This is a genomic window from Salinicola sp. MIT1003, assembly GCF_001858555.1.
GTDB lineage: Bacteria > Pseudomonadota > Gammaproteobacteria > Pseudomonadales > Halomonadaceae > Salinicola > Salinicola salarius.
Window position 1 is genome coordinate 416964 of sequence record NZ_MCAP01000011.1, and the last position, 21864, is coordinate 438827.

Below are 21864 nucleotides of genomic sequence, written 5' to 3' on the forward strand. Positions count from 1 at the left end.
CACGGGTAAACACTGAAGAGACAACAAGGAAAAAAGCCCATGTCGAAGCACACCAAGACTGCCGCCGCCGTTGCCTTCTGCAGCCTGCTATTGGGAGCCGGCGCGCAGGCCGCGGAAGAGAAGCTCTACCTGTTCAACTGGACCGAGTACATGGACCCCGAGATCATCACGGCGTTCGAGCAGAAGTACGACGTCGAGGTGGTGCAGAACTACTACAACTCGCTGCCGGAGATGTTCGCCAAGCTGAACGCGGGCGGCGCGTCCCAGTACGACATCATCGTCCCCTCCAACTACTACGTGCCGCGCTTGATCGAAACGGGCCTGGTCCAGAAGCTCGACCACGCGAAGATTCCCAACCTTGCCAACGTCAAGGAGCAGTTCAAGGACCCGAGCTTCGACCCGGGTTCCGCATACTCCGCGCCCTACCAGTGGGGCACGACGGGCATGGTCTACAACACCGACACCTTCCCGGACGCCCCCAACAGCTGGTCGCTGATGTTCGACCCGAAGGTCAATCCCGACTATCCGTTCGCCATCATGGGCGACGGCCAGGTGGCCATCGGCGCCGCCTGCGGTGCGCTGGGCAAGCCCTATGACTGCAACACGCTGGACAGTTGGCGCGAGGCCGCCAAGCTGATGATCGAGACCAAGAGCCGCGACAACTTCTCCGGCTTCACCGACGGCACCCCGGCACTCCAGCAGCTGGCCCGGGGCGTGACCCACGTGGGCATGTCCTACAACGGCGACTATCTCTACTTCAAGGGAGAGGATCCGGAAGCCTTCGAGCATCTGGCATTCGCGATTCCCGACGAGGGCGCCGAAATGTGGGTGGACTCCATGATGATCCCCTCCGGCGCCCCGCACCCGGATCTGGCCCACAAGTTCATCGACTTCATCCTGGACGCGAAGATCGGCGCCCAGTTGTCCAACTACAACTACTACGCCAGCCCCAATGCGGCGGCCGAGCCTTATCTCGAGGAGGCGCTGAAGCAGCCCCCCGCCCAGCCCACCGAGGAGGAGATGAAGCGCCTGCGTTTCACGCCAAGCCTCGAGGGCGAGCAGCTGCAGACGTTCCAGCAGCTCTGGTCCGAAGTCCAGGCCCGATAACGGCAGCGGCCGGGCGCGGCGGGTCTGCGCCCGGCAGCCAAGAGACACCACACGGGACACTCACATGAGTCACCACCAGGAATCGTCACCGCTCAAGGACTGGTTTCAGCAGCACGGCATCACCGAAGTCGAGAGCCTGGTGACCGATCTCACCGGCATTCTCAAGGGCAAGATCATGCCGGCCAGCAAGTATCTCAACGGAGGGCGGCCGAGACTGCCGGACTCCATCTTCATCCAGACCGTCACCGGCGGTTACCCGGACGACGAGGACATCCGCTTCTGGAATCCCGCGGAACGGGACATGGAGCTGGTGCCCGACCCCAATGCCGCCTTCCTGGTGCCCTGGGCGGACGACCCCACCGCCCAGATCATCCACGACTGCTACTACCTGACGGGCGAGCCGGTCGATCTCTCGCCCCGCCACGTGCTGAAACGCGTTCTGGAACTCTACGAACAGCGAGGCTGGCGACCGGTGGTCGCCCCCGAGGTCGAGTTCTATCTGGTCAAGACCAACATCGACTCTGACTATCCTCTCGAGCCGCCGATCGGCCGCACCGGACGCCAGGAGAGCAGCCGGCAGTCTTTCTCCATCGACGCGGTCAACGAGTTCGATCCGCTGTTCGAGGAGATGTACGACTACTGCGAGGCGATGCACCTCGACCTGGACACGCTGATCCACGAAGAAGGCGCCGGCCAGATGGAAGTCAACTTCCAGCACGGCAACCCGCTGGCGCTGGCGGACCAGGTGGTCATGTTCAAGCGCGTCCTCAGGGAGACGGCGCTGCGCCACGGCATGTACGCGACCTTCATGGCCAAGCCGATGGCCAACGAGCCGGGCAGCTCGATGCACATTCACCAGAGCCTGGTCGACGCCCAGGGCAACAACCTGTTTGCCGGTGAAGAGGGCCAGACCAGCACCCTGTTCCACCATTTCATCGGCGGCCTTCAGCGCTATCTGCCGGCCGCCATGCCGCTGCTGGCGCCCAACGTGAACTCCTATCGTCGCCTGCTTCGCCACGAGGCCAGCGGCTCGGCGCCGATCAACGTCGACTGGGGCACGGACAACCGCACCGTCGGCCTGCGGGTGCCCGTCTCCACCCCGGCCGCGACCCGGGTCGAGAACCGGCTGCCCGGGGCCGACGCCAACCCCTATCTGGTGCTGGCCGCCTCGCTGGCCTGCGGCTATCTCGGCATGATCGGCCAGATAGAACCGCGCCCGCCAATGGTCGGCTCGGCCTGGGCCAGCGGCAACAAGCTGCCGGACGACATCGGCCCGGCCCTGGATCGCATGCGGGAGTGTACTGCCCTGGCGGAGATCCTCGGCGAACGCTTCACCAACAGCTATCTCGCCGTCAAGCACACGGAACACCGCGCCTACTTCCGCGTCATCAGCTCATGGGAACGCGAGCATCTGCTGCTGCGGGTCTGACCCGGGCCGTGACGACGATTCAGACGATGGTTCACGAGACGGCTCACGAGAGACGACGAATCTTGAAACAACGATTCGCAAGACGACGGACAGGCAACCAGGAGGCACCATGAAAGCGAAGCACTGGGCGGTCTTGATGGCAGCGGGAGTGATGAGCGGCAGCGCCCTGGCGGACGCTCGGTCACAGCTGAACCTGTTCAACTGGACCGAGTACATGGATCCGGAGATCATCGCGAATTTCGAGGCCGAAACCGGCATCGACGTGGTGGAGAACTACTACAACTCCAACGCCGAGATGCTGGCCAAGCTGAACGCCGGCGGCGACGCCCAGTACGACATCGTCATTCCGTCGGATTACTTCGTGCCGCGCCTCATCGGGGCGGGGCTGATCCAGCCGCTCGCGCCGGACGACCAGGCACTGGAAGGCATCGACAACATCATGGCGGATTTCCGCCACCCGGCCTACGACCCGGAAGACACTTATACCGTGCCGTATCAGTGGGGCGTGACCGGCATCGTCTACAACACCGACACCTTCCCCGACCCGGACCCCAGCTGGGGGCTGCTGTACGATCCCGCCGTCAACGCCGATTACCCCTTTGCCCTGCTCAAGGGGGATGCCCAGTTCACCTTCTCCACCATCTGCGCCTACCAGGGCGAGGGGTTCGACTGCGTCGGGCAGGCGCCATGGGTCGAGGCGGCGAAGATGGTCATCGCCACCCGCGCCCGCGACAACTTCGTCGGTTTCGTCGATGCCACCGCCGCCATCGAGCAGATCGCCAGCGGCGTCATCCACGCCGGCATCGCCTACAACGGCGACCTGGCCAGCAAGAAGAGCGAAGACCCGGAGCTCTACGGCAATATCGGCTTCTTCGTGCCCAAGGAAGGCTCGCAGCGCTGGGTGGACGTGATGGCCATCCCGGCCCGGGCGCCCCATCCGGAGAGCGCGCGTAAATTCATCGAATATCTGCTGCGCCCCGACGTCGCGGCCCAGCTCTCCAACTACAACCTGTACACCTCGCCCAACGCCGCGGCACAGCCGATGCTGACCGCCGAGCTGCGCGAGCCGCCGGTGATGCCCGATGCCGACACCCGCTCCCGGCTGTCGCTGACGCCCGCCGTCGACGGCGAGCAGTTGCAGCTGCTGCAGCAGTTGTGGTCGGAAGCCCGATCCCGCTGATCGGCCTTCACCCCTTTCGTTCTTTCATTCATGGAGTCCAGGATGTCCGCGCCTTCCGACGTGAAACACCCGCCGCCAGCCCTCGAATATCCCGCTTCCTGGTACGCGGCCTCGGCCAATGCCGCGCCGGCGCGCCCGGCGCTGTCGGCCGATGTCAGCTGCGACGTGTGCGTGGTGGGCGCCGGATTCACCGGCCTGTCGTCGGCGCTGCATCTGGCCGAGAAAGGCCTGAAGGTGATCGTGCTGGAAGCCGCGCGCGTCGGCTATGGCGCCTCGGGGCGCAATGGCGGCCAGATCGTCAACAGCTACAGCCGCGACATGGACGTGATCGAAGACAAGTACGGCGTCGAGACGGCTCGTGCATTGGGCGACATGGCGTTCGAGGGCAACCGGGTGATCCGCGAGCGCATCGCGACCTACGGCATCCAGTGCGACCTGCGCAACGGCAACCTGTTTGCCGCCTGCAACGCCAGGCAGCTCGAGGCCCTGAGGCATCATCAGGCGCTGTGGCAGCGTTACGGCAACGACAGCCTCGAACTGCTGGAAGGCGACGCCTACCGGCGTGAGGTCGGCAGCGACCGCTATACCGGCGTGCTGATCGATCACTCCGGCGGCCACCTTCATCCGCTGAACCTGGCGCTGGGCCAGGCAGCCGCCCTGGAGTCGCTGGGCGGCGTGATTCACGAGCAGAGCCCGGTCCTGTCCCTCGAGCATGGCGCCCCGGTCACGCTGAGGACCGCCAGCGGCACCATCAGGGCCGACCGCGTCGTCATGGCCGGCAACGCCTACATGAGCGGCGTGATGCCGGAGCTCGAGCGAAAATCCATGCCCTGCGGGACGCAGATCATCACCACCGAGCCTCTCGGCGAAGATCTCGCACGGCGCCTGCTGCCCAACGACATGGCAGTGGAGGACTGTAACTACCTGCTCGACTACTATCGCCTGACGCGCGACAACCGGCTGCTGTACGGCGGCGGCGTGAACTACGGCAGCGAAGGATCGGCCGATATCGAAGGCGTCATCCGCCCCAAGATGCTCAAGACGTTTCCGCAGCTCAAGGACATCAAGGTGGATTACGCCTGGAGCGGCAACTTCCTGATGACGCTGAATCGGCTGCCGCAGTTCGGCGTCATCAACGACAACGTCTATTACGCCCAGGGATACTCCGGCCACGGCGTGACCTGCACGCACCTCGCCGGCCGCCTGATCAGCGAAGTGATGACCGGGCGTGACGAGCGATTCGACGCCTTCGCCGGCCTGCCGCACCAGCCGTTCCCCGGCGGCCGCATGCTGCGCGTGCCGCTATCGGCGCTGGGCGCCTGGTACTACGAGACACGCGACCGGCTCGGCATCTAGGTTTCTCGTCATCTCGAGGTTTCTCGTCATCTAGATTCCGTGACATCTAGTTCCTTGGGATCAAACGCCGACAGGGCGCACGGGAAGGTCGAAGCCCAAGGACGGGCGAGCGCCGGCAGCGCCCGTCACTGCGGCTGGCAGGCGCGGGCGAACCCCTGGAAGATCGCATCGTAGAGCGCGTGCTGCCGGGGCTCCCATTCGGGATGCCACTGCACCGCCAGGGTAAAGCCGGGGGCATCCGGCAGGGAAACCGCCTCGACCAGGCCGTCCGGCGCCACCGCCTCCACGAACAGGCCCTCCGCCAGCCGGTCTATGCCCTGCTGATGCAGCGAGTTGACCCGCGCCTTCAGTCCTTCCTGGCGCTCGCCGTAGAGGCTGGCCAGGCGGCCGCCGGGCCGAATGTCGATCTCGTGGCTCGGCGCATATTGCTGTGCTTTCGATCCTTCCGGCTCGCGGTGGTCCATCAGGCCGGGCACACGCTGGACGGCCTGATGCAGCGTGCCGCCAAGGGCCACGTTGAACTCCTGGAAGCCGCGGCAGATCCCCAGCAGCGGCAGGCGCCGTTCCAGTGCCAGCGGCACCCACAGCATGGCGGCGTGATCGCGATCCAGGTCGTCTCGCGTGTTTTCCGGCGCCCGCGCCGCATCGTATCGACTCGGCAGCACGTTCGTGTAGCTGCCGGTCAGCATCAGGCCGTCGAGACGATCCAGCAGCGCGCCGGCAGCGCCAGCGTCGCCGTCGCGCCAGACCGGCAGGATGACCGGCTCCAGCCCGTACTCGCGCAGCGCGCCGAGATATTTGTCGGTGACCATGTGGGCGGGGTGGCCTTCCACCTCGCGGCGGCAGGCAATGACACCAACCAGGGGACGCTTCTGCATGATGCCTCCTCGGAACCGGAATCCGTTGTGTTTTTATCAACAGGTGATGGTCTGCTTTTCTTGCCACGCACCGGTCTTGGAAAACAGAAGTATCGCCATATATTCATTTAAATTCAGGTATTTAATTATAAAATAGCCTAAATTTAACTTGGAAGCACAGCGAATAACCCGTAAATAATTTGACAACAATACCGGGCAGGCGGAACACTATCAACGACCATAATAAACGATCGCAGGTGACATCATGTCCTCCCTTCCCGTCGACGAGGCTCGTGACTTCCTGGCGCGTCACCCCGCTATCGATAGCATCGATCTGCTGCTGAGCGACCTCAATGGCGTGCTGCGCGGCAAGCGGATTCCCCGGGAAAATCTCGAAAAGGCCTACGTCAACGGCATCAATCTCCCCGGCTCGGTCTTCGCGCTGGATATCACCGGCAACACGATCGAGGAGACCGGGCTGGGCCTGGACATCGGCGACTGCGACCAGGTCTGCCGCCCGATTCCCGGCACCCTGATGCCGACGCCCTGGCTGCGGGACGGCCGCCAGGGACAATTGCTGATGACCATGCGCAACGAGCACGACGGCCCGTTCTTCGCCGACCCGCGCAACGTCCTCGCGCAACAGGTGCAGCGCCTCGAGGCGATGGGGTTCACGGCCGTCGTCGCGCTGGAGCTCGAGTTCTATATCGTCGATCGCACGCGGGACGACCTGGGCCGGGTGCAGCCGCCCCGCTCGCCGGAAACCGGCGAACGCGCGACCACGAGCCAGGTGTATTCGATTTCGGAGCTCGACGAGTACGCCGGGTTCCTGGGCGACATCCAGGCCGCGGCCGCCACCCAGAACCTCCCGCTGGACACGGCGCTCAAGGAGTGCGCTCCGGGGCAGTTCGAGATCAACCTGGTGCACGGCAGCGACGTGCTCAAGGCGTGCGATAGCGCGGTGCTGCTCAAGCGCCTGATCAAGGGCATCGCCGTCAATCATGGCTTCGAAGCGACGTTCATGGCCAAGCCCTACGACGCGGAAGCCGGCAACGGCATGCACGTCCACATGAGCCTGCTCGATGCCCACGGTCGCAATGTCTTTGCCGCCGCCGATGAGAATCCGCTGGGCACCGAGATGCTGCGCCACGCCATCGGCGGCCTGCTCAGGCTGATGCCGGCATCCGTCGCCCTGATGGCCCCGAACCTCAACTCCTTCCGCCGTTTTCAGCCGGGGCTCTATGTCCCCATGGCACCGACCTGGGGCTTCGACAACCGTTCCGTGGCCCTGCGCATTCCCTCCGGGCCGAATGCCGCGCGGCGGATCGAGCATCGTGTCGGCGGCGCCGATGCCAACCCCTACCTGCTGCTGGCTACCCTGCTCGCCTCGGTCATTCACGGCATCACCAACCGGATCTCTCCCGAAGAGATCGTCACCGGCAATGCCTACGAGCAGTTCGACCCGGTACTGACCAACAGCTGGTCTCGGGCGCTGGAGCTGCTCGAGCGGTCCGAAGTGTTGAACGAGGCGCTCGGTCGGGACTTCCTGAAAGTGTTCCTGGCGAACCGCCGCGCCGAGCGCGCGTCCGCCATGCAGGTGGTCAGCAGGCTCGAGTACGACTGGTATCTGCGTCACGTCTGACCCGTGGAGCGTCCCGCCGACGACACAAATCCGGCACCCCCCCCAGGAGGAGCACGCCATGACACCGCCAGGCGCCGCAAGACTCAAAGCGCTCGACCGCGATCACTACCTGCATCCCTTCACCGACTTCAAGGCGCTGGGTGACGAAGGCAGTCGACTCATCACCGCCGCCCACGGCGTCTACATCGAGGACGACGAAGGCCGGCAGATTCTGGACGCGATGGCGGGGCTGTGGTGCGTCAACCTGGGCTACGGCCGCCAGGAGCTGGTCGATGCCGCGACCCGGCAACTGCAGCAGCTGCCCTACTACAACAGCTTCTTCAAGACGACCCACCCGCCAGCGGCCGAACTGGCCGAAACCCTCTGCGGCCTGGCGCCGGCTCATATCAACCGCGTGTTCTTCACCGGTTCCGGCTCCGAGGCCAACGACACCGTGTTGCGCATGGTGCGCCGCTACTGGGCGCTCAAGGGCCAGCCCGAAAAGCAGTGGATCATCGCCCGCGACAACGCCTATCACGGCTCGACCGTGGCCGGCATGAGCCTGGGCGGCATGGCGCCGATGCAGGCCCAGGGCGGGCCGTGCGTGCCGGGTATCGCCCACATCCGCCAGCCTTACTGGTTCGGCGAGGGGCAGGAGATGTCGCCCGACGCGTTCGGCAAGGTCTGCGCCGAGGCGCTGGAGGCGCGCATCCAGGCGCTAGGGCCGGACAAGGTCGCGGCCTTCATCGCCGAGCCGGTGCAGGGCGCGGGCGGCGCGATCATCCCGCCGGAAAGCTACTGGCCGGCGATCAAGGACGTGCTGTCGCGCTACGACATCCTGCTGGTCGTGGACGAAGTCATCTGCGGCTTCGGCCGTCTGGGCGAATGGTTCGGCAGCGTTCACTACGGTCTCGAACCGGACCTGATGTCGGTCGCCAAGGGCCTGTCGTCAGGCTACCTGCCGATCGGTGGCGTGCTGGTCGGCGACCGGGTCGCCCGGACGCTGATCGACGACGGCGGCGAATTCCATCACGGCTTCACCTACTCCGGGCACCCCTCCTGCGCCGCCGTTGCGCTCGAGAACCTCAGGCTGATGAAGGCCGAAGGCGTCGTCGAGCAGGTGCGCCAGGTGACGGGGCCGTATCTGGCCAAGCGCTGGAAGGCGCTAGAACGACATCCGCTCATCGGCGAGGCCCGCTCCCTGGGGCTGATCGGCGCGCTCGAGATCGTCGCCGACAAGGCCTCCGGGGCGCGCTTCGACAAGTCTCTCAAGGCCGGCGAAACCTGCCGCGACATCTGCTTCGAGCTCGGGCTGGTCATGCGCTCGGTGGGCGACACGATGATCATCTCGCCGCCGCTGGTCATCACCGAGGCCCAGATCGACGAACTGCTCGCGCTGGCGACGGCCGCGCTGGACGAAACCGCACGCCGACTGCAGGCCCGGGGGGCCACCATTTCGGCAACGAAGGAGACAACGACATGAGCCTGACGCCAACGCTGGCCGACTGGCAGGCCAAGGCCGCCGCCCTTGCCGCCAGTCTCGAGACACGCGCCTTCATCGACGACGAGTTCGTGGCGGCCGAAAGCGGCGAGACCTTCGCCACGATCAACCCCGCGACGGGAGACACCCTGGCCGATGTGGCGAGCTGCGATGCCGCCGACGCCGACAAGGCGGTGGCCGTGGCCCGCGCGGCGTTTACGCGTGGCGACTGGGCGCGGCTGGCGCCCACCGAACGCAAACACGCGCTGCTGCGCCTGGCCGCGCTGATGGAGAGCCATCGCGACACGCTGGCCCTGCTCGACACGCTGGACATGGGCAAGCCGATCAACAGCGCCCAGAGCGATGTCAGCGGCGCCATCGGCTGCATCCGCCACCAGGCCGAATCGATCGACAAGCTCTACGGCGAGGTGGCGCCGACCGGCGACGATACCCTCGCGCTGGTGCTGCGCGAGCCGCTGGGTGTCGTCGCCGCCATCGTGCCATGGAATTTCCCGCTGATGATGACGGCCTGGAAGATCGGCCCGGCGCTCGCCGCGGGCAACAGCGTCATCCTCAAGCCCTCCGAGAAGTCGCCGCTCTCCGCGCTCTATCTGGCCTCGCTGGTGCGCGAGGCGGGCCTGCCGAGCGGGGTTTTCCAGGTGCTGCCGGGCTTCGGCCACACCGTCGGCAAGGCCCTGGCGTTGTCCATGGAGGTCAACTGCCTCGCCTTCACCGGCTCGACCGGCGTCGGCAAGCAGCTGCTGCAGTACGCCGGGCAATCCAACCTGAAGCGGGTGTATCTCGAGTGCGGCGGCAAGAGCCCGAACATCGTCTTCGCCGACTGCAAGGACCTGGACCGGGTGGCCCGCCACGCCGCCGAGGCGATCTTCTACAACCAGGGCGAGGTCTGCATCGCCGGGTCACGCCTGCTGGTGGAAAACAGCGTGCGCGAGGCCTTCATCGACAGGCTGCTCGCCGCCGCCGAATCGATGCAGCCGGGCGATCCGCTGGACCCGGAAAGCTTCATGGGCGCCATCGTCGACCGTACCCAGTACGAGCGGGTGCTGGACTACATCCGTCAGGGCGTAGAGGAAGGGGCGCGGCTGCGCATGGGGTGGCAAAGCCCTCGACGGGCCGGGCCTGTTCATCGGCCCGACCGTGTTCGACGGCGTCACCGACGACATGGTCATCGGCCGGGAAGAGATCTTCGGTCCGGTGCTGTCGGTGTTCGGCTTCGATACCGAGGAGGAGGCGATCGCAATGGCCAACGACAGCGACTACGGGCTGGCGGCCGGCTTCTGGAGCCAGGACATCGATCGCATCATGCGGGTCACGCGGCGTCTTCAGTCCGGCCAGGTCTTCGTCAACAACTGGGCCGGCGGCGACCAGACCGTTCCGTTCGGCGGCGTCAAGCAGTCCGGCAACGGGCGCGACAAGTCGCACCACTCGCTGGCAGAGTACTCCGAGCTCAAGAGCGTCTGGATGTCGCTGTCATCGTGAACCCGTCGTCGTGAACCCGTCGTCGTGAACCCGTCGTCATGAAACGATACCGCTCGTGGCAGGCCGCCACGAGCGATCAGAACGTCTTGGCGGGGGTGGCGCAGCTGACGAGCCGGCAGGCCGATTTGCCGGGGTTGCGGAAGCGGTGGGGGATGTTGGTGTTGAAGTAGTACGCCTCGCCCGGCGCCAATGTCCGCGTCTGGGCGCCGATCGTGATCTCGATCTCCCCTTCGAGCACGACCCCGGCTTCCTCGCCCTGATGGGCGATCATCTCGCGTCCGGTATCGCTGCCGGCCGGGTAGGTCTCGATCATGAACGACAGCGCCCGCGACTCCCGGTTGGCCCCTACCAGCTTGTAGATCACGTCGCCGGCGCCGACATCGGTCAGCTCGTCGGCGCCGAAGAAGACCTGGTTACGGTTCTCCAGATCCATGGTGAAGAAATCCCCCACGCTCATGGGAATGGCGTCGAGGATCTTCTTCAGCGAGCTGACGGAGGGGCTGACCTTGCCCTGCTCGATCAGCGACAGGCTGGAGTGGGTCACGCCACAGCGCTTGGCCAGCTCTCGCTGGGAGATGCCGCGAAAGGTTCTCAGGGCTCGCAGGCGAGCGCCGACATCATCAGACATCCATTCTCTTCCTCAAGCGATGGTCACCGTACGTCGGGGATACCGGACGGAAGCGACTCGCGGTTGAACCAGCTCTCCAGGATCAACTGCGCGGCGATGCCATCCACGCCGCGATCGCGGTAGTTGCCCTTGTGGCCCTGCCCCTGGGCGATCAGCTTGGCGGCGCGGGTGGTGCCGCGCTCGTCGAACATCTCGACCGGCTTGCCGAAGCGCCCGTGCAGGCGGTTGCCGAACTTGCGGGCACGCACGCTCATCTCGGATTCGCTGCCGTCGTCGTGAATCGGCAGCCCCACCACCAGCAGATCCGGCTGCCACTCTTTCAGCAGCTTTTCGACCTTGACCCAGTCCGGGATCCCGTCGCGGGCGGTCAGCGGTTCCAGCCCGCTGGCGGAACACAGCATCTCGTTGCCGACCGCCACGCCGATACGCCGCGTGCCGTAATCGAACGCCATGACGAGACGCCGGCCCAGCTTGCCATCCATCGCCGCTGCCATCAGGCGTGCCCGGCGTCGCGGGTCATCAGGTTGAGATCGACCCCGAGGATGCCGGCGGCCGCGCTCAGGCGCTGCTCCGGCGGGCGCTCGAACAGGATCGCGGCGTCGCCTTCGACGGTCAGCCAGGTGTTCTGCTTGAGCTCGTCCTCGAGCTGGCCGGACTTCCAGCCCGCGCATCCCAGCGTCACCAGGTACTGCTCCGGGCCGCGTCGCTGGGCGATCGCCTGCAGCATGTCCATCGATGTGGTCAGCGCCAGGCCGTCGGCGACCTGGATGCTGGAATCCCAGTCGCTGGCGTTGCCGCGGTGCAGGATGAAGCCGCGATCGCGGTAGGTCGGCCCGCCGTTGTAGACCAGCACGTCGTTGTGCGGGCCGGGCTCGGATTCGATATCGAGCTGCTCGAACAGCCCGTCCAGCGTCAGCTCCGAGGGGCGATTGACGATGACGCCCAGGGTGCCGTCGTCGTCATGATCGCAGAGGTAGGTCAGCGTCCCTGCGAAGTTGGGATCTTCCAGGTGCGGCATCGCCATCAGGAAATAGTGTTTGAGGCTCTGCATCGGCATGGGCATGGATGTTGGCCTATTCGTGGACATAGGGCTCCGTCGGGCATCGCGCAGCGGCCCGGCCCGGCAAACAGGCCGCGAACCGCCAGTCATGGAGGAAAGGGGTCCAGTGTATCACCTGTGCCCGGCTAGACCGGATCAGCCGAGTCGCTTGGCGATCGCCGCCATCAGTTGGGCGGCGATATCGGTGCCGCGCTGGTCGTCGATCTCGCGCACGCAGGTGGGGCTGGTGACGTTGATCTCGGTGATGTAGTCGCCGATCACGTCGAGGCCGACGAACAGCAGGCCCTTCTCGCGGATCATCGGCTGCACCTGTTCGACCAGCCAGTAGTCGCGATCCGTCAGCTCGCGGGAGACGCCGCGGCCGCCGGCGGCCAGGTTGCCGCGGGTCTCGCCGGCGCTGGGAATGCGCGCCAGCCCGTAGGGCACCGGCTCGCCGTCGACCAGCAGGATGCGCGTATCGCCATCCTTGATCTCCGGCAGATAGCGCTGGGCCATGATCTGGCGCTGGCCACGCTCGGTGAGCTGCTCGATCACCGCGCCGAGATTGCGGCCTTCGGGGCCGATATGGAAGATGCCGGTGCCGCCCATGCCGTCCAGCGGTTTGAAGATGGTATCGCCATGCTCGGCCTGGAAGGCGCGCAGCACCGCATCACGGCAGGAGACCACCGTCGGCGGAATGCAGTGGGCGAACTGCTGGGCGAACAGCTTCTCGTTGCACTCGAACAGCGCCCGGGTCGGGTTGACCACCAGCGTGCCTTCCCGCTCGGCAAACGCCAGCAGATGGACGGCGTTGAGGAAGTGGCTGTCCACCGGCGGATCCTTGCGCATCAGGATCACGTCGAGCTCGCCGAGCGGCATCGCCTCGCGCTCGCCCAGGTCATACCAGTGCTGCGGATCGCGATGCACCTTCAGCGGGCGCACGCTGCCCATGGCGCGCCCTTCGTAAAGGTAGAGATCTTCCTGCTCGAGATAGTAGAGCGACCAGCCCATCGCTTCCGCCGCCCACAAAAGCGTCAGGGTGGTGTCCTTCTTGTAGGTGATATCGGCGATGGGGTCCATCACCACGCCGAGCTTGATAGCGTTCTGGCTCATCGATCGGGTCTTCCAGAAGAGATATTGAATGGGCCGCAGTATGACGCAGCTCTCGCCGCGTCACCAAAAGAGATCGCGTTCAAAGCTCCCCGCTCGGCCTCGGATGCCTCACTCGCCAGCACCCAGCTCGTTCCACAAGAACCGCCACGCCAGCGCGCCCAGCTTCGCCCGCTGGGCATTGTCCGCCGCGCCGCCGTGGCCGCCTTCGGTGTTTTCGTAGTAGTAGGCGTCGCCCGCGCCCATCGCTTCCATGCGCGCCATCATCTTGCGGGCGTGGCCGGGGTGGACGCGGTCGTCCCGGGTCGAGGTGGTGAACAGCACCGTCGGATAATCCACGCCCTCGCACAGGTTGTGATACGGCGAGTAGTCTTTGAGGAAATTGTCCCAGTCGTCGCTGTCCGGGTCGCCGTACTCCGCCATCCACGAGGCGCCCGCCAGCAGCAGGTGGTAGCGCTGCATGTCGAGCAGCGGCACCTCGCACACCGCCGCAGCGAAGTGATCCGGGTAGCGGGTGATCATGTTGCCGACCAGCAGGCCGCCGTTGGAACCGCCCTGGATGCCGAGCTTGTCCGGCGTGGTGACGCCGGTGGCGACCAGATCCTCGGCGACGGCGGCGAAGTCCTCGAACGCCTTGTGCCGTTCGCCCTTGAGCGCGGCGCGATGCCAGCGCGGGCCGTATTCGCCGCCGCCGCGAATGTTGGCGACCACGTAGGCGCCGCCGCGGGAAAGCCAGCTGCGCCCGGCGCCGGCGATGTAGTGCGGCGTCAGCGAGATCTCGAAGCCGCCGTAGCCGTAGAGCAGCGTCGGCAGCGGCGCGGTCGGCCTGTCATCGTTGCCGTTCGCTGGATCTCCCGCGCCGGCCGGCAGCACCAGAAAGTAGGGAATCGACGTGCCGTCCAGGCTGGTGGCGAAGCGCTGCATCACCTGCATGCCTTGCGTCTCGAAGAAGCTCGGGGCGCGCTTGATCGTTTCCGGCGGCGCGTCTAGTTGCGCCAAATCCCGATGTTTCAGGTCCAGGCGCGCCAGCGTGGTGGGCGTGAGATAGTCGGTAATGATGACGAAGACCTCATCGCTCTCCTCGTCGTCGACGGCCGCGACGCCGATCTCGCCGGTCGCGGGCAACCCGGCCAACGGCCGCGGCGACCAGTCGTCGCCCTGCCCCGGTGTCAGCACCTGGAGGCGATGCTTGACGTCCTCGAGGACATCCAGCACCAGGTAGTGCCGTGTCCACTCGAAACCTTCCAGCGAGCGGTGCGCATCCGGCACGAACAGCGTGGTGAAGTCGCGATCGCCACGCTTGAACGTCTCGTAGTCGATCGCCAGCAGCGCACCGCTGGGATACGTCACGGCGGCGTCGTTCCCGTCGTTCCCGCCGTTCCCGCCTTTCCCGCCTTTCCCGCCTTTCCCGCCTTTCCCGCCTTTCCCGCCTTTCCCGCTATTCAGGGTCCAGTCCTCGCGCAGATGGACCAGCAACCATTCCCGATGGACCGATGCCTGGGCGGAGAGCGGCACCTCGATGGGCACATGCTGTCCATCCGGCGTGATTTCGAGCAGACGCTGCTCGTAGAACGCCAGCGCGTAATGGATGAAGTCGCGTTCGAAGCCGCGAGTGCTATCGTGGAAGGCGACGGCCATCAAATCCTGCTCGGCGGCCTCGAAGACGGTTTCCGCCTCGCTCAGCGGCTCGCCCCGCCGCCAGCGCTTGACGCGCCGCGGATAGCCGGAACTGGTCAGCGAATCGTTTTCCGAGCCCGAGTCGGCGCCACCGAAGTCGGTATAGACGAACACCGTGTCGCGGTCGATCCAGCTCATGCCGCCCTTGGCCTCCGGCCGCGCGAAACCGGCCTCGCCTTCGCGATCGACCCCGCCCCCGACCCAGCGCTTGCCGATCAGATCGAACTCGCGGGTGACGTCGGCATCCGCGCCGCCGCGGGAGAGCGAGATCAAGGCTCGCTCCCAGGGCTCGCCGGGATGCGCCGGTTCCAGGCAGCTCGCGCCGTGCCAGACCCAGTTCTCCCCTTCGGCGGCGTTCAGCGCGTCGACGTCGATCAGCACCTCCCACGCCGGCCGTGCCTGCCGATAGGAATCCCAGGTGGTGCGACGCCACAGCCCGCGCGGATGCTCGGCGTCCTGCCAGAAGTTGTAGTAATGCTCGCCGCGTTTCACCACGAACGGAATGCGGTCGTCGGCGTCCAGAATCTCGCGCAATCCGGTCTCCAGCGACGCGAACTCGGCGTCCGCGAAGCGCGCCAGCGTCCGGCGGTTCTGGTCCTCGACCCAGGCCAGCGACTCGGCGCCATCTATCGCCTCCAGCCAGCGGTACGGGTCTTCGTTCGGGGCGCCGGCCGTCTCGGGGTCGGCCGACTGGTAACGACAAGGCGGAAAGTGAAGCACGGGCATCTCCAGAAAGCGGTCCAGAAAACGGTTCAAAAACCGATTCAAAAAACGGTTCGAAAAAACAGTTCGAGAAAACAGTCGTGGCTGCCGTTGAGCCTAGCATGCGCCAGTGACTCATGGCTGATGGCCGCAATGATTGCAGCCATCAGGCGATAAAAAATTGGCGATACGTGACCAGCTGTCCGACGCTGAGAGTGACCCAGCCAGTGTTGGCCGTATCTGGCCACCGCTCAGACCGTTCGCGCGGCCGGCCACCAACGTCGTATTGGCCGTGCTCTGGCTTCGTGCAACGGTGGAATCGCAATGACCACTTCCGGGAGAGCCTCATGGACGACTGGACGCAAACCCTGACGGCAGGACCGCTGTTGGGTATCGCCGCGGCAGCGATCGCACTGCTGCTGATCCTCATCATTCGCTTTCATCTGCACGCCTTTCCGACACTGGTGCTGGTCAGCCTGCTGACCGCGTTCGCCACCGGCATCCCCGCCGGCGCCATCGTCGATACCATGACCGACAGTTTCGCCGGCACGCTGGGTTCGGTGGCACTGCTGGTCGGCTTCGGCGCGATGCTGGGCAAGCTGGTGGAGCACTCCGGCGGCGCCCAGGTGCTGGCGGAACGGATGGTATCGCTGTTCGGCGAGGCCCGCGCCCCGTTCGCGCTGGGCATCGCTTCGCTGATCATGGGCTTTCCGATCTTCTTCGATGCCGGCCTGATCGTGATGCTGCCGATCATCTTCGCCGTGGCCAAGCGTCTGGGTGGTCCGGTGCTGCTCTACGCCCTGCCGGCGGCGGCGGCGTTCTCGGTGATGCACGTGTTCGTGCCGCCGCATCCCGGCCCGGTCACCGCCACCGAGCTCTACGGCGCCAACCTCGGGCTGGTGCTGCTGGTGGGCATCCTCATCGCCTTCCCGATGTGGTATCTCTCCGGTTACCTGTGGGGGCGCTTCGCCGCCAACCGCTTCGATTTCCGGCTGGAAGTGAGCCTGTTCGGCGGCCAGGACAACGACGAGATTCAAAATCCGCCTGGCGTCGGCACGGTCATCGCGCTGCTGTTGCTGCCGCTGGCACTGATCTTTCTCAACACCGGGCTCGACTTCGCCCGCGCCGCCGGCGTGGCCGACAGCGACGCCACCTGGTTCCAGTTCCTCTCCTCGCTGGGCGAGACGCCGATCGCGCTGCTGATTTCGGTACTGGTGGCGATCTACGTGCTGGGCAGCCGTCGCGGCGAAGGCGGCAGCGCCCTGGAGAAGATCGTCGACTCCTCGCTGGGGCCGATCTGCTCGGTAATCCTGATCACCGGCGCCGGCGGCATGTTCGGTGGCGTGCTGCAGGCTTCCGGCATCGGCGATGCGCTGTCCGATTCGATGAGCGACCTGGGCCTGCCGGTCATCGCCGCCGCCTACCTCGTCGCCGTGGTGATGCGTCTGGCGCAGGGTTCCGCCACCGTGGCGCTGGTGACTGCCGCCGGGCTGATGGCGCCGGCCGTGGCCAATGGCGATTTCTCCGCCATGCAGGTGGTCGCGATCACGCTGGCCACCGCCGCCGGCTCGGTCTTCGCCGGCCACGTCAACGACTCCGGCTTCTGGCTGGTGGGCCGCCTGCTGGGAATGGACGTCAAGACCACGCTGATGACCTGGACCGTGCAGCAGGCGCTGGAGTCCCTGGTCGGGTTCGTGCTGGCCTGCGTGGTTTACCTGATTTTCTAGATCGCAGACGCGCTAGCCATTGAGATTGGCCATAAGGGAGAACGATGAAAGACCTATTCGACATTCGCGACCGGCTGGCGCTGGTCACCGGTTCCACGCGCGGGCTGGGCAACGCGCTGGCCCGCGGGCTGGCCGAACAGGGCGCCCACGTGATTCTTCACGGGCGCCGGCAGGAAGCGGCCGAGGAAGCCGCCCGGAAGCTGGCGGCGGAAACCGGCGCCAGCGTCGATGCGGTGGCATTCGACGTGACCGATGCCGAGGCCGTGAAGGCCGCCATCGACCCGCTGATCGAGCGTCTCGGCGTGCCGGACATTCTGGTCAACAACGCCGGCCTGCAGAAGCGCGCCCCGTTCAACGACTTCGACCCCGCCGACTGGGAGGCGGTAATCGCCACCAACCTCTCCAGCGCTTTCTATGTCTCCAAGGCGCTGAGCCCGGCGATGTCCGAGCGCGGCAGCGGCAAGATCGTCAACATCGGCTCGGTGCAGTCGAAGCTCGCCCGGGAAACCATCGTGCCCTATGCCGCCTCCAAGGGTGGCGTGGCGCTGCTGACCCAGGGCATGGCGGCGGATCTGGCCCGCTACGGCATCCAGGTCAACTGCCTCTCCCCCGGCTACTTCCAGACCGACATGAACCAGGCGCTATGGCAGGACGACGACTTCAACGCCTGGATCGAGAAGCGCACCCCGGCGCAACGCTGGGGCCAGGTCGAGGAACTGGTCGGCACGCTGATCTACCTCTGCTCCGGCGCATCGAACTTCGTCTCGGGGCAGAACGTGTTCGTCGACGGCGGCATGACCTCGGTGGTCTGAACACGCCTCACGACAGCGATCCAGCGACCGCTGTTAGCCGGCGATAGCTTTCCTGTATCGGGCCAGTCACAAGGATTCATTGTTGGCTGGCTAATTGTTTCCTAGACTTTGGTCCAATGACCGCGAGCCCAGATCGGGCTCGTTTTGCTTTTGGCCTGACGTCACAAGGCCAATGTCATCATTGATTACGACATCATCGCTGATTACGGCATCGTAAAAAGGAGTTCACGATATGACATCGCTTTTCGAACCGTTCGATCTTGCCGGTACCCGCCTGAACAACCGCATCGTCATGGCGCCGATGACCCGCGCCCGCGCCAAGGGTGACGTGCCCGACGAGATGGGCGCGCTCTACTATCGCCAGCGCGCCAGCGCCGGGCTGATCATCTCCGAAGGCAGCCCGATCTCCCGCGAGGGCCAGGGCTACCTGTTCAACCCGGGCATCTTCGGCCCCGACCAGATCACCGGCTGGAAGAAAGCGACCCAGGCCGTGCATGAACGCGGCGGCGTGATCTTCTGCCAGACCTGGCACGTCGGCCGTGTCTCGCATACCTCGATCCAGTTGAACGGCGCCGCGCCGATCAGCAGCTCCGATAAGCAAGGCGGCATGGCCTTCGGCTACAACGAAGACGGGCAGCCCGACATGCTGGCGGCCACCAAACCCCGCGCCGCCACGACCGAAGAGTGCCGCCGGCTGGTCGAGGATTTCGGCCAGGCCGCGCTCAACGCGCGCAATGCCGGCTTCGACGGGGTCGAGTTGCACGGCGCCAACGGCTATCTGCTCGAGCAGTTCATCAACGCCGGCATCAACGATCGCACCGACGAGTACGGCGGCTCGCGGGAAAATCGCTGCCACCTGTTGCTCGAATCGATCGACGCCTCCATCGCTCTGATCGGCGAGCATCGCGTCGGCGTGCGTCTGACGCCCTACGGCACGCTGTTCGACATGCCGCTGTATGACGACATCGAAGGCACCTATCTCTACCTCGCCGAAGAGCTGAGCAAGCGCAACCTGGCCTATGTCCATATCATGGATCAGGGCGCCCAGGGGCAGAACGCGCTGCCGCGCGAGTTCCTGCGCAAGTTCCGCGACGCCTATCACGGCACGCTGCTGTTCGCCGGCAACCTCGACAAGGCGGAAGCGCAGCGCCTGGTCGACGACGGCATCATCGACCTGCCGGTGTTCGGCCGCCCGTTCACCTCCAACCCGGATCTGGTCGAACGCCTGCAGAACGACTGGCCGCTGGCCGAGTTCGATCCGGACACCTTCTACGGCGGCGATGCTCGCGGCTACGTCGACTTCCCCACCTACGAGGAAGAGCAGGCACGCCTGGCACGCGAGAAGATGATCAAGGAAAAATCCTGATCCCGGCTCGCGGATCGCGCTGACGATCGTTCGAGACGGTCGTCCCGAATCATTGCATCATCCACAACGAGAAACGCCCCGATCACAGGATCGGGGCGTTTCTCGTTTGCCTGTCGGCAGGCGTTAGGGAAGCGCTGAATAAATCGTCGAGCAGGATGAAGTGGGCGGCATTCCGTCGCAAGGCGCACGGAGCGCAGCAACCGGAGCCTATGGGGTATAGGTGAGGATTCCGACCGGGCTGGCGCTCCAGCACCGCGCAACGCAGCGATTCGCCTGCGCAGACATTTAGGCAGTGTTTCCTTAGCGGCGGATGCCCAGCGCCTCATGCTGCTTGGCAAACAGCGCCTGACAACCGCTCTCGGCCAGATCGAGCATGCCGTTGAGCTCGGCGCGGGAGAACGCTTCCGCTTCCGCCGTGCCCTGTACCTCGATCAGCTTGCCGTCTTCGGTCATCACCACGTTCATGTCGGTATCCGCGGCGCTATCTTCCGGGTAGTCCAGATCGAGTACCGGCGTGCCCTTGTAGACGCCCACCGAGATCGAGCTGACCAGCTGGCGGAACGGATCGGTCTTGATCATCTTCTTGCGCTGCATGTACTGCAGCGCCTCGACCAGCGCCACGCAGGCCCCGGTGATCGACGCCGTGCGCGTGCCGCCATCGGCCTGCAGCACGTCGCAGTCGACCGTGATCGTGAACTCGCCGAGCTTCTTCAGATCCACCGCCGCCCGCAGCGAACGGCCGATCAGGCGCTGGATTTCCAGCGTGCGCCCGCCCTGCTTGCCCCGCGCCGCTTCACGGCCGCCGCGAGTGTGGGTCGCGCGCGGGAGCATGCCATATTCCGCCGTCACCCAGCCCTGGTTCTTGCCGCGCAGCCAACGCGGCACGCCGGCTTCGACGCTGGCGTTGCACAGCACCTGGGTATCTCCGAAGCTCACCAGCACCGAGCCTTCGGCGTGACGGGTAAAACCGCGGGTCAGCGTGACCTCGCGGGGCTGATCGGGTTGTCGTCCACTCGGGCGCATGAAAGCCTCTCGATCCAAAACATCAATGATAGAAGCGCCACATCGAAGGCGCCTCATGGAGGTCGGCCATTCTACACGGGTCAGCCGCACATTCACGGCTAGCGAGCGGCGGCCAATGCCGTCACGGATGGGTTACACTCGACCGACCAGCTCGACGATTCAAGGAATTCCCATGCCCCACAGCATGACCGCCTTCTCCCGCCAGACCCACGAGGCCAACTGGGGCAGCCTGCAGCTCGAACTGCGCTCCGTGAACCAGCGCTACCTGGAGCCCCACTTCCGCCTTCCCGATGCCCTGCGCGATCTCGAACCGCACTTCCGCGAAGCGATGCGCCAGCGTCTCGCCCGCGGCAAGGTGGAGTGCTCGCTGCGCTTCGACCCAGCCGAAGGCAACGCCGCGCCAGGGATCAACGCCGATCAGCTCGCCGCGCTCTCCCAGGCGCTGGAGCAGGTTCGCGCCCAGTTGCCGGAAGCACCGATGCCCAACGCGCTGGAACTGCTCGCCCACCCCGGCGTGATGGCCACCCAGCGTCTGGATCTGGAAAGCGTCAAGGCCGCCGCGCTCGAACTGTTCGAGACCGCACTGAACGACCTGCAGACCGGCCGCGCCCGCGAAGGCGAGCGCCTGGCGGAACTGATCAGCGAGCGGCTCCAGGGCGTGCGCGAACAGGTCGCCGTGGTTCGCGCCCACCTGCCGACGATTCTCGAACGCCAGCGCAAGCAGCTGATCGAACGGCTGGAAAGCGCCAGGGCCGAACTCGACCCGCAGCGGCTGGAAGCGGAAATGGTGATGGTGGCGCAGAAAGCCGACGTCGCCGAAGAACTCGACCGGCTGGAAACCCATGTCACCGAAGTCGAACGCCAATTGAAGCAAAAAGGCCCCATCGGCCGACGCCTCGACTTCCTGATGCAGGAACTCAACCGCGAAGCCAACACCCTCTCATCCAAGGCCATCGTCGCCGACACCACCCGCTGCGCGGTGGAACTGAAGGTGCTGATCGAGCAGATGAGAGAGCAGATTCAGAATCTGGAGTAGGGGCCGAAAAAGACCGGCTGAACAGATGGAGCCAACCTGAATGCCCGAGGCGGGCCTATAAAGTTAATCGAAACGATGATTTGAATATTTCAACTGCTGGCTAAAATGGCGGTGAACCACCTTGGCTCTCGACGTCCGATCGCGTCTATTGTAAAGGACTAGAGGTCAAGGGAGCAGGATAGCCAACCATAAAGGCCTCATTACCCTTCGTATT

General features: G+C 65.4%; 17 protein-coding genes and 1 pseudogene. 11 read left to right on the plus strand and 7 right to left on the minus strand.

Going from position 1 to position 21864, the window contains the following annotated elements:
* Positions 1-39 precede the first annotated feature (39 nt).
* From BC443_RS07120 to BC443_RS07135, 4 genes are all read left to right on the plus strand, one after another.
* Positions 40-1107: a spermidine/putrescine ABC transporter substrate-binding protein gene (locus tag BC443_RS07120; protein WP_071231129.1), complete on the plus strand. Its 1068-nt coding sequence runs from the start codon at positions 40-42 to the stop codon at positions 1105-1107.
* Positions 1108-1171: 64 nt separating this feature from the next.
* Positions 1172-2536: a glutamine synthetase family protein gene (locus tag BC443_RS07125; RefSeq protein ID WP_071231130.1), complete on the plus strand. Its 1365-nt coding sequence runs from the start codon at positions 1172-1174 to the stop codon at positions 2534-2536.
* A gap of 109 nt (positions 2537-2645) precedes the next feature.
* Complete coding sequence (locus tag BC443_RS07130; protein ID WP_071231131.1) at positions 2646-3716, plus strand: spermidine/putrescine ABC transporter substrate-binding protein; 1071 nt, start codon at positions 2646-2648, stop codon at positions 3714-3716.
* 42 nt (positions 3717-3758) lie between these two features.
* Entirely contained in the window at positions 3759-5072 is a 1314-nt protein-coding gene (locus tag BC443_RS07135) for an FAD-binding oxidoreductase (protein WP_071231132.1), read from the plus strand.
* 125 nt (positions 5073-5197) lie between these two features.
* Here BC443_RS07135 and BC443_RS07140 read toward each other — a convergent pair whose 3' ends face one another.
* On the minus strand, positions 5198-5950 hold the full coding sequence (locus BC443_RS07140; RefSeq protein WP_071231133.1) for a gamma-glutamyl-gamma-aminobutyrate hydrolase family protein: 753 nt from the start codon (positions 5948-5950) through the stop codon (positions 5198-5200).
* Positions 5951-6194: 244 nt separating this feature from the next.
* On the opposite strand from BC443_RS07140, the gene BC443_RS07145 reads away from it, so the two are divergent.
* From BC443_RS07145 to BC443_RS07155, 3 genes and pseudogenes are all read left to right on the plus strand, one after another.
* Complete coding sequence (locus tag BC443_RS07145) at positions 6195-7571, plus strand: glutamine synthetase family protein (RefSeq protein WP_071231134.1); 1377 nt, start codon at positions 6195-6197, stop codon at positions 7569-7571.
* 58 nt (positions 7572-7629) lie between these two features.
* Positions 7630-9033 carry an aspartate aminotransferase family protein gene (locus BC443_RS07150; RefSeq protein WP_071231135.1) on the plus strand — a complete coding sequence of 468 codons (1404 nt, stop codon included), beginning with the start codon at positions 7630-7632 and terminating at the stop codon, positions 9031-9033.
* A pseudogene (locus BC443_RS07155) lies at positions 9030-10530 on the plus strand (aldehyde dehydrogenase). Before BC443_RS07150 ends, BC443_RS07155 begins: the two are co-directional and overlap by 4 nt.
* Positions 10531-10606: 76 nt before the next feature.
* On the opposite strand, the gene BC443_RS07160 reads toward BC443_RS07155, so the two are convergent.
* The 5 genes from BC443_RS07160 to BC443_RS07180 form a co-directional block, all read right to left on the minus strand.
* The gene (locus BC443_RS07160) at positions 10607-11158 is read right to left on the minus strand and encodes a cupin domain-containing protein (RefSeq protein WP_071231136.1); all 552 of its coding nucleotides are present in this window, start codon (positions 11156-11158) and stop codon (positions 10607-10609) included.
* Between the two features lie 23 nt (positions 11159-11181).
* Positions 11182-11652 (minus strand): Holliday junction resolvase RuvX, encoded by a 471-nt coding sequence (ruvX, locus tag BC443_RS07165; protein WP_071231137.1) that lies wholly within the window; start codon positions 11650-11652, stop codon positions 11182-11184.
* Positions 11652-12209, minus strand: coding sequence for a YqgE/AlgH family protein (locus tag BC443_RS07170; protein ID WP_071231180.1), 558 nt, complete (start codon positions 12207-12209; stop codon positions 11652-11654). The genes ruvX and BC443_RS07170 overlap by 1 nt, the downstream gene beginning before the upstream one ends.
* 144 nt (positions 12210-12353) lie before the next feature.
* On the minus strand, positions 12354-13310 hold the full coding sequence (gene gshB / locus BC443_RS07175) for a glutathione synthase (protein WP_071231138.1): 957 nt from the start codon (positions 13308-13310) through the stop codon (positions 12354-12356).
* A 108-nt stretch (positions 13311-13418) separates the two neighbouring features.
* Positions 13419-15704, minus strand: a complete 2286-nt coding sequence (locus tag BC443_RS07180) for a prolyl oligopeptidase family serine peptidase (RefSeq protein ID WP_247643236.1) — start codon at positions 15702-15704, stop codon at positions 13419-13421.
* A gap of 329 nt (positions 15705-16033) precedes the next feature.
* On the opposite strand from BC443_RS07180, the gene BC443_RS07185 reads away from it, so the two are divergent.
* The 3 genes from BC443_RS07185 (at position 16034) to BC443_RS07195 (ending at position 19591) form a co-directional block, all read left to right on the plus strand.
* Positions 16034-17413: a GntP family permease gene (locus tag BC443_RS07185; protein ID WP_071231139.1), complete on the plus strand. Its 1380-nt coding sequence runs from the start codon at positions 16034-16036 to the stop codon at positions 17411-17413.
* Positions 17414-17457: 44 nt separating this feature from the next.
* Complete coding sequence (locus tag BC443_RS07190; protein ID WP_071231140.1) at positions 17458-18225, plus strand: glucose 1-dehydrogenase; 768 nt, start codon at positions 17458-17460, stop codon at positions 18223-18225.
* A 232-nt stretch (positions 18226-18457) separates the two neighbouring features.
* Positions 18458-19591, plus strand: coding sequence for an alkene reductase (locus BC443_RS07195; RefSeq protein WP_071231141.1), 1134 nt, complete (start codon positions 18458-18460; stop codon positions 19589-19591).
* Positions 19592-19891: 300 nt separating this feature from the next.
* Here BC443_RS07195 and rph read toward each other — a convergent pair whose 3' ends face one another.
* A complete protein-coding gene (gene rph, locus BC443_RS07200; RefSeq protein WP_071231142.1) occupies positions 19892-20614 on the minus strand; it encodes a ribonuclease PH in 723 nt (240 codons plus the stop codon).
* Positions 20615-20786: 172 nt separating this feature from the next.
* Between rph and BC443_RS07205 the strand changes: the two genes are divergently transcribed.
* Positions 20787-21650, plus strand: coding sequence for a YicC/YloC family endoribonuclease (locus BC443_RS07205; RefSeq protein ID WP_071231143.1), 864 nt, complete (start codon positions 20787-20789; stop codon positions 21648-21650).
* Positions 21651-21864 lie beyond the last annotated feature (214 nt).